At 73.7% G+C, this 8,680-nt stretch carries 5 protein-coding genes and 2 rRNA genes; 6 read left to right on the top strand and 1 reads right to left on the bottom strand.

All coding sequences use genetic code 11. The features are described 5' to 3' along the window. From ACFQ87_RS16770 to ACFQ87_RS16745, 6 genes are all read left to right on the top strand, one after another. Nucleotides 1-175, top strand: a 23S ribosomal RNA gene (locus ACFQ87_RS16770); the annotation flags it as partial. 81 nt (nt 176-256) lie between these two features. Beyond that, nucleotides 257-373, top strand: a 5S ribosomal RNA gene (rrf, locus tag ACFQ87_RS16765). A gap of 281 nt (nt 374-654) precedes the next feature. After that, complete coding sequence (locus ACFQ87_RS16760) at nt 655-3,246, top strand: ATP-binding protein (RefSeq protein ID WP_380611507.1); 2,592 nt, start codon at nt 655-657, stop codon at nt 3,244-3,246. A gap of 111 nt (nt 3,247-3,357) precedes the next feature. After that, nucleotides 3,358-4,038: a response regulator gene (locus ACFQ87_RS16755; protein WP_033351413.1), complete on the top strand. Its 681-nt coding sequence runs from the start codon at nt 3,358-3,360 to the stop codon at nt 4,036-4,038. A gap of 65 nt (nt 4,039-4,103) precedes the next feature. Continuing rightward, complete coding sequence (locus ACFQ87_RS16750; RefSeq protein WP_380611506.1) at nt 4,104-4,514, top strand: OB-fold nucleic acid binding domain-containing protein; 411 nt, start codon at nt 4,104-4,106, stop codon at nt 4,512-4,514. Continuing rightward, nucleotides 4,511-5,338, top strand: a complete 828-nt coding sequence (locus ACFQ87_RS16745; protein WP_380611505.1) for a DUF3159 domain-containing protein — start codon at nt 4,511-4,513, stop codon at nt 5,336-5,338. Before ACFQ87_RS16750 ends, ACFQ87_RS16745 begins: the two co-directional genes overlap by 4 nt. Before the next feature lie 111 nt (nt 5,339-5,449). Here ACFQ87_RS16745 and ACFQ87_RS16740 read toward each other — a convergent pair whose 3' ends face one another. Continuing rightward, complete coding sequence (locus tag ACFQ87_RS16740) at nt 5,450-8,407, bottom strand: FtsK/SpoIIIE domain-containing protein (RefSeq protein WP_380611504.1); 2,958 nt, start codon at nt 8,405-8,407, stop codon at nt 5,450-5,452. Nucleotides 8,408-8,680: the final 273 nt, after the last annotated feature.

Below are 8,680 nucleotides of genomic sequence, written 5' to 3'. Positions count from 1 at the left end.
CGTTCGGGAGGGATAACCGCTGAAAGCATCTAAGCGGGAAGCCTGCTTCGAGATGAGCACTCCCACCTCCTTGAGAGGGTAAGGCTCCCAGTAGACGACTGGGTTGATAGGCCGGATATGGAAGCCCTGTGAGGGGTGGAGTTGACCGGTACTAATAGGCCGAGGGCTTGTCCTCAGTTGCTCGCGTCCACTGTGTTGTTCTGAAACAACGACCCCAACCCGATTGTGGTTGGTGCGGTTGACAGTTTCATAGTGTTTCGGTGGTCATAGCGTGAGGGAAACGCCCGGTTACATTCCGAACCCGGAAGCTAAGCCTCACAGCGCCGATGGTACTGCAGGGGGGACCCTGTGGGAGAGTAGGACGCCGCCGAACAATCATTCAGAGAAGGCCCCACCCGGTTTCCGGGTGGGGCCTTTTCGCGTTTCCGGAAACCGGACGATAGCCGGACGAAGGCCCGGCGGCGGAGACCCGGGCCCGCGGACACCTCCCGAGTGACCCCCGCCGAGTGGCTGGAGCTCCGTCAATATGCCGCTAAAACCACATGATCAGTGCACTGATCAGCGGAATTTCGCCTCTCACGCCGTAGTCTCAAAGGGAGGGGAACAGGTGTCCGGGGGTGGCTCCCGGGCCGGGCCGGATCAAGAATGGTGCTCATGGGACGAGGCAGGCTGCGCATCTACCTCGGGGCGGCCCCCGGGGTCGGCAAGACGTACGCCATGCTCGCCGAGGCACACCGGCGGCGGGAGCGTGGCACGGACGTCGTGGTGGCCTTCGTGGAGGACCACGGCCGGCGGCGTACCGCGGACCAGGTCGCCGGGCTCGAGGTCGTGCTGCGGAAGCAGGTGGTGCACCGGGGTGCCAGGTTCTCCGAGATGGACCTGGACGCCGTCCTCGCCCGCCGCCCGCAGGTGGCGCTGGTGGACGAGCTGGCCCACACGAACGTCCCCGGCTGCCGCAACGAGAAGCGCTGGCAGGACGTCGAGGAGCTGCTGGCGGCCGGGATCGACGTGATCTCCACCGTCAACGTCCAGCACCTGGAGTCGCTCGGCGACGCCGTCATGGGCATCACCGGGGTGCGCCAGCGCGAGACCGTGCCGGACGAGGTGGTCCGCCGGGCGGACCAGATCGAGCTGGTGGACATGTCCCCGCAGGCGCTGCGGCGGCGGCTGGCGCACGGCAACGTGTACGCGCCGGAGAAGATAGACGCCGCGCTCGCCAACTACTTCCGTCCGGGCAACCTGACCGCGCTGCGCGAGCTGGCGCTGCTGTGGACCGCCGACCGGGTGGACGAGTACCTGCAGAAGTACCGCGCCGAGCAGGGGATCGAGGGCACCTGGCAGGCCCGGGAGCGGATCGTGGTCGGCCTGACCGGCGGTCCCGAGGGGGCGACGCTGATCCGGCGGGCGGCGCGGATCGCGGCCCGCGTCTCCGGCGGTGAGCTGCTCGCCGTCCACATCTCCCGCTCGGACGGGCTCGCGGGCTCGGGCTCGCCGCAGACGCTGATCGAGCAGCGTGTACTGGTGGAGAGCCTGGGCGGCTCCTTCCACAACGTCCTGGGCGACGACCCTGCTGCCGGGCTGCTGGACTTCGCACGCGGCGTGAACGCGACCCAGATCGTGCTGGGCACCAGCCGTCGGCCGGGGTGGCAGTACCTGTACGGGCCGGGCGTCGGCACCACGGTGACGCAGAAGGCCGGGGACATCGACGTCCACATGGTCACCCACGAGCACGCCGGACACGGGCGGCGCAACAAGATACCCGTGCGCCGGATCACCGACCTGGGCCGGACCCGGACGATCGCGGGGTGGTTGATCGGACTGGCCGGCCCGCCGCTGCTGGCGCTCGTGCTGACCGCGATCGGTGGGCTGGGCCTGTCCACCGACATGCTGCTGTTCCTGTCGCTGACGGTGTGCGCGGCGCTGGTCGGCGGGCTGCTGCCGTCGATCGGCTCGGCGCTGGTCGGCTCCTCGGTGCTGAACTACTACTTCACCCCGCCGCTGCACACCTTCACCATCAACGAGCCGCAGAACATCATGGCGGTGGCGATATTCACCATCGTCGGCTGCTCGGTCGCGTCCGTGGTGGACCTGGCGGCCCGGCGCACCCACCAGGCGGCCCGCGCCCAGGCCGAGGCGCAGACGCTCAGCGCGCTCGCGGGCACGGTGCTGCGCGGCGCGCCGAACGGGGACGGGGTGCTGACCGCGCTGATGGAGCAGGTCCGGGAGACCTTCGGGCAGGAGAGTGCCGCGCTGCTGGAGCGCCCGGAGCCGATGGGTGGCTGGGTGCCGGTGGCCACCGCCGGGCCGCGCCCGCCGGAGCGGCCCGAGGAAGCCGACGTGGACGTGCCGGTGGGGGAGAGCCTGGCGCTGGTACTGCGCGGCCGGGTGCTGCCCGGGGCGGACCGGCGGCTGCTCGGGGCCTTCGCCGCGCAGGCGGCCGTGGTGCTGGAGCGCCGCCGACTGGCCCGGGAGGCCGCCGCGGCCCGCCGGGAGGCCGAGGGGAACCGGATCCGCACCGCTCTCCTGGCCGCCGTCTCGCACGACCTGCGCACCCCGCTGGCGGGCATCAAGGCCTCGGTGAGCTCGCTGCGCTCGGCCGACGTGGACTGGGACCCGGAGGACGAGGCCGAGCTGCTGGCCGGGATCGAGGCCGGGGCCGACCGGCTGGACCACCTGATCAACAACCTGCTCGACATGAGCCGGCTGCAGACCGGGACCGTCACCCCGCTGATCCAGGAGACCGACCTGGACGAGGTGGTGCCGTACGCGCTGGGCGGGGTGCCGCCGGAGTCGGTGCGGCTGGAGGTCCCGGAGACGCTGCCGATGATCCGGGCCGACGGCGGGCTGCTGGAGCGCTCGCTGGCCAACCTGGTCGAGAACGCCGTCAAGTACAGCCCGGACGGCGTCAGGGTGCTGGTCAAGGCGGACGCGCTGGAGCAGCCGGGCGGGCCGGGTCGGGTCGAGCTGCGGATCGTGGACCGCGGCCCGGGCGTGCCCGAGGACGCCAAGGAGAAGATCTTCGCGCCGTTCCAGCGGTACGGGGACGCCCCGCGCGGCGCCGGGGTGGGCCTCGGGCTCGCGGTGGCGCGCGGCTTCGTCGAGGCGATGGACGGGACCGTCACCGCCGAGGACACCCCGGGCGGCGGCCTCACCATGGTGGTCAGCCTGCCCGCCGTCGAACGGCCGCCCGAACCGGAGGAGCCGACCGGGGACGGCCACGATCCGCTCTCGCAGCTGATCACGTGAGGCCCGGCGGCGCACCGGCCGCACCCGTGGCTGCCCGGTGGCGCGCGTCGTACCTTCAGCTGAGTCACACAGTCCGTAAGATCCGACAGCCCTGAAAGGCGGAGCCCGTAAATGACCCGGGTCCTCGTCGTGGACGACGAACCGCAGATCGTCCGCGCGCTGGTGATCAACCTCAAGGCCCGTAAGTACGAGGTCGACGCGGCCCATGACGGCGCGAGCGCGCTGGAGCTGGCCGCCGCCCGCCATCCGGACGTGGTCGTCCTCGACCTGGGCCTGCCCGACATGGACGGCGTCGAGGTGATCCGCGGCCTGCGCGGCTGGACCCGGGTGCCGATCATCGTGCTGTCGGCCCGGCACGCCTCGGACGAGAAGGTCGAGGCCCTGGACGCCGGCGCCGACGACTACGTCACGAAGCCCTTCGGGATGGACGAGCTGCTCGCCCGGATGCGCGCCGCCGTGCGCCGGGCCGAGCCGGTGGCGGGGGAGGACGACTCGCTGGTCGTCACCGAGAGCTTCACCGTCGACCTCGCCGCCAAGAAGGTCAACCGGGACGGCACCGACGTACGCCTCACGCCCACCGAATGGCACCTGCTGGAAGTGCTGGTCCGCAACGCCGGCCGACTGGTCAGCCAGACCCAGCTGCTCCAGGAGGTGTGGGGTCCGGCCTACCGCACCGAGACCAACTACCTGCGGGTCTACCTCGCCCAGCTGCGTCGCAAGCTGGAGCGCGACCCCTCGCACCCGCGCCATTTCATCACCGAACCGGGCATGGGCTACCGCTTCGAGAGCTGACCGAGGAGCCTGCCGGCGGCTGCGCGGCCTGCCGCCGGGGGTCCGGAAACCGGTACCCTGCCGACATGAGTGGTGACAACAGCAGTGGCCAGCCGCCGGGGCGATTCCGCCGCATGCTCAGCCGGCTGACCTCCTCGGCCGAGGAGTTGGACGCCGAGGACCTGCGCCAGGAGAGCGCCGCCGAGTCCGGCTGCCGGCCGATCGCCGGCTGCGCGGACCGCGAGCTCGTCACGGTCGCGGGCACGCTGCGCACGGTGACGCTCCGGCCCCGGGCCGGGGTTCCTGCCCTGGAGGCCGAACTCTTCGACGGCACCGAGGCGCTGGAGGTCGTCTGGCTCGGTCGTCGCTCGATCGCGGGCATAGAGCCGGGCCGCCGGCTGGTCGCCAGCGGCCGGATCAGCCACGCACGCGGGCGCCGCGTGCTGTTCAACCCCCGCTATGAGCTGCGTCCGGTCGGACACGGGAGCGAAGCGTGAGCAACCACCCCGGCGGCGAAGCCGCCCCCCGGCTCGATCTGGACGCCGCCGATGTGGCCGCCTGGCAGGCTGCCGCTGCCGAGGAGGCGGTGGACGGCGTGACGCGGTCGATCGAGGTCACGGCACCGGCCGTCGAGCAGCCCCTCGACCCGGCGGCCGTCGAGGCCGCCCGCAAGGCCGCCTCCAAGGAGGCCGCCGACACCGTGCTGCAGGCCTTCGGCGGCGTGCGCGGCATGATCGACATGACGCTGCCCGGCCTGGTCTTCATCATCACCTACAACATCACCCACCAGGTGAGCGCCGCCGCCTGGGCCGCGCTCGGCCTGAGCGGCCTGTTCGTGGTGGTCCGGCTGGCGAAGCGGGAGACCATCCAGCACGCCTTCAGCGGCGTGTTCGGCGTCGCCCTCGGCGCCTGGATCGCGATGAAGAGCGGCAAGGCCGAGGACTTCTACCTGCCCGGCCTGCTCTGGAACGTCGGCTACTGCATCGCCCTGGCGGCCTCCGCGCTGGCGCGCTGGCCGATGATCGGGGTGATGCTCGGCCCGATCACCGGTGAGATGTTCACCTGGCGCAAGGAGAACCCGGGCCGCCTGGCCGCCTACACCAAGGCGACCTGGGCCTGGGTGGTGATCATGGGCCTCAAGCCGGTGATCCTCTTCCCGCTGTACTTCACCCACAACGTCAACCTGCTCGGCTGGCTGAAGGTCGCCCTCGGCATCCCGCCGCTGTTGCTGGCGATGTACGTGACCTGGCAGATCCTGCTGAAGGCGCCGCCGCCGATCAAGGCGCAGCTGGACGACGACGAGGAGGAGCCGGCGAAGTAGCCGCTCCCGCGGGACGAGTACGGCGGAGGGGGGGGGCACCACAGGGGGGGGGGGGAGGCGGGGTGCGGGAAACACCCCCCCACCCCGCGGCTTCCGGGCCTGTCGCAGGGCCTACCGCGAGGCGGCGCGCTGGAGTGCGCTGGCGAGGAGGGCCAGGTCGGTGGGGCCGTTGCCGAGTTCGCGGACCGGGCGGCGGGCCGGTGGGGCACCGAGTTGGAGGGGGTCTATCGCGACGACGGTGGGCCGCAGGGTCGCCGTGCGGGGGATGCGACCGCTGATCCGGGCGGTCTGGAAGGCGGTGACTCCGCCGTCGGGGCGGCGCAGGTAACCGCGGCCGGGGGTGTCCTCCGGGAGGGCGGCCGCGTCGCCGAGGTGGATCAGCAGGTCGGAGTCGGCCGGGTCCTCGGTGCGCAGGGCGATCCGGAGCAGGGCGGCCTCGTCGACCTCGGTGCCGGCGCTCTCCTCCGGACGGCCGGTGGCGACCGCGAGGTGGATGCCGAGCGGGCCGCCGCGCCGGGCGACGGCGGCGAGCGCGCGGGCCAGCGGGCGGCCGGCCGGGGAGGTGGGGGAGAGCAGGGCCTCGTAGTCGTCGACGACTACCACCAGCCGGGCCGGGGCCGGGTCGGCGGGGGAGGCGGCCGGCCGGGCGTCGGAGGAGCTGCGCGGCTGGATGATCCGCGGGCCGCCGGTCGAGGTGGCGCCGACCGTGGCGGGCACCGGGACCTGCGGGCGGTCCGCGCCCAGGCCCTGGCCGTCCAGGCCGTGCCCGTCCAGGCCGTGCCCGTCCAGGCTGTGCCCGTCCAAGATGCGCGCCGCGTGCCAGGAGGCGAAGTCCAGCCCGTCGAACAGCCGCTCCCGCAGGGCGAGTTCGTCCTCCAGGGCCTCGGCCGCGAGCAGTGCGGCGCGCGGGTCGGCGGCGGCGTTGACCCGCCCGGTGACGTGCGGCAGCTCGGTGCAGCCGTCCAGGCCGTCCTGCCCGTCCGAGTCGGCCCGGCCCTCGATGATGGTGACGGTCAGTCGCTCGGGCCGCTCGGAGACGGCGAGCGAGGCGACCAGGGTGCGCAGCAGCTCGGTCTTGCCGGAGCCGCGCGCACCGCCGATCAGCAGGTGCGGGCCGCCCGGGTCGGGGGAGGGGAGGGCGAGTTCGGGGTCGGCCAGGTCGAGGGTGCACAGCTCGTCCCGGGTGGTGCCGAGCAGCGCGGTGGCCGCGCCGATGCCGCCGGCGTGGGCGGCCCAACGGGCGGACAGCTTGGCCGGGGTGACGGTGTCGAGCTGGAGCAGGTCGAGCAGCCGCAGCGCGTCCGGCAGCGGCCCGCGGGCGGCAGGGGCGGCCTCGCGCAGCGGGGCGAGGACGCGGGCCAGCCGTTCGGCCCAGGCGTCGGAGACGGCGTCCAGCGAGACCTCGTGCAGGGTCTCCCGGCCGCGGGCGACCGGGCGGTCGATGGACAGGTGGGTGCCGACCTCGCCGGTGATCAGCGTGGTGGCGCCGAGGCCGCGGGGGAGCAGCTCGGGCTGCTCGGCGAGGCAGATCGGGAAGATGCCGACCGCCGGGCCCTGGCGCAGCAGCAGGTCGAGCGCGTGCCGGGCGTCCTCGGTGGCCGGGCGGCCGTCCACCACGACCACGGTGGCCGGGTGGCCGCCGAGGCCGGTGGGGCCGCTGAGCCGGGCGGTGAGTTCGGTCAGCCGGGCGGTGGCCTGTTCGTCGTCGAGGCCGAGCAGCAGCCGGCAGTCCTGGCCGTCGGAGGGGCGCAGGTGGGGCAGCCACAGTGCCCAGGCCCAGGTGTCGACGCGGTCCTCGGGGCTGCGGGCCGGGTCGGCGTCGACCACGACCAGGCTCAGCCCGGTCGGCGGGTGCAGTGCGGCGAGCTGGGCGACGACGGCGCGGGTGAGCGCGTCCAGGCGTTCGCGTGGGCCGCTGAGGCCGAGGCTGCCGGCGGTCTGCAGGTCGAGGGTGACCGGGACGGCGGGCAGCATGGTGCCGGGCGTGGTGCCGGGGCCGCCGGGGCGATCGGCGGTGCCCAGCCGCAGGGTGAGCGCGTCGGGGTGGCCGGGGCCGCGCTCCCAGAGCCGGGGGCCGGGGCCGACGGCGTTGAGCAGCACGGTGGCGAGGTCGGGCCAGCGCTCGCGTTGGGCGGCGGCCTGGCGCAGCCGCACCGCGGCGTGGTGGCGCTCGGCGCTCTCCTCGGGCGGTTCGGCAGTGCGGCCGGACAGCAGTGAGAGCAGGCCGAGGCCGCGCCCGTGGGTGGGCTCGGGGGCGGCGGGCGGTTCGATGACGGGCGGCGCGGGCCGTACCGGGCCGGGGGCGGCGAGCTGGAGGTGGCCGTTGCCGTCGGGCAGGGCGGCGCGGGCGGGCTCCCCGGCCGGTTCGAAGACCTGCAGGGTGGATTCGCCGATCCGCAGCAGGGCGCCGCTCTCCAGCGGGACGGCGGCCTCGGCCGGGCCGGGCGGGACGAGCCGGCCGTCCAGGGTGGTGCCGTTGGTGGAGCCGAGGTCGCGGACGGCGATCCGGCCGTCCTCGCCGAGGTGCAGGGCGAGGTGCAGCCGGGAGACGTCCGGGTCGTCGAGCGGGACGTCGACCTCGCCGGAGCGGCCGATCCGGATCTCCCGGCCGTGCAGCCGGTGGACGCCGCCGGCGTCGGGGCCGCCGACGATCCGCAGCTCGGCGGCGGCGGCGGTGGTGTCGTCGGGGTCGTCGGCGGTCGGGTCGGGCTCGTTGAGGCTGAGGACGGCACCGTCGAGCAGCGGGGGGTGGCCGAGCAGGGTGTGTTCGTCCACCCGGTGCGCCCCGGCGTACAGGTGCACATGGGTCGCGGCGCGTGGGCCGCGGACGCCCACGGCGCCCGCGAGCGCGCCCGCGATGGCGCCGAGCGCGGTGCCGACGGGCGCGGTGACCAGCACGTCCACGTAGGGGATGGCGGCGCCGGCGGCGGTCGGGCCGCTGCGCGGTCGGAGGACGGTCAGCCGGATCTGCATCTCGCCCGCGGGTCCCTTCTGCTGGTGTGATGCCTGGTACCGCTGCCCGGTGTCGTCGCGGTCGCACCGGGCGGTCGCGGCGACCCTTTGGGCCACACGAGTGGCGAGTGTCCATCCTGCCATCCGGCGTGGACAGTCCGCGCACCGTACCGGATTTGACGATCTTGCGATCATCGCCATGGTGGAGGCGACGGGGAGTCAGGTCAACCGCCGCCGTGACGGCCCCGTGGCGGGCCCGGGCGAGCGGCTCCGGCCAGTCCCCCGAGATGCGTCAGGGCAGTCCCCTAGGGGATGTCCCCCAACCCTGCTCGGATGGCTCGCCGGTCACCTCAGAAACCTGAACGGACACCGTTAGAGTGGCCGCAAACA

It is taken from the genome of Kitasatospora sp. NPDC056531 (assembly GCF_042794375.1).
Lineage (GTDB): Bacteria > Actinomycetota > Actinomycetes > Streptomycetales > Streptomycetaceae > Kitasatospora.
The sequence above is the reverse complement of the archived record's forward strand: the minus strand, read 5'-3'. Positions and strand labels throughout refer to the sequence as shown.

What these genes read in the sequence shown, in the direction of transcription:
- ACFQ87_RS16750 (WP_380611506.1), top strand. Translation starts at nt 4,104, where the DNA reads ATGAGTGGTGACAACAGCAGTGGCCAGCCGCCGGGGCGATTCCGCCGC.
- ACFQ87_RS16760 (WP_380611507.1), top strand. Translation starts at nt 655, where the DNA reads ATGGGACGAGGCAGGCTGCGCATCTACCTCGGGGCGGCCCCCGGGGTC.
- ACFQ87_RS16755 (WP_033351413.1), top strand. Translation starts at nt 3,358, where the DNA reads ATGACCCGGGTCCTCGTCGTGGACGACGAACCGCAGATCGTCCGCGCG.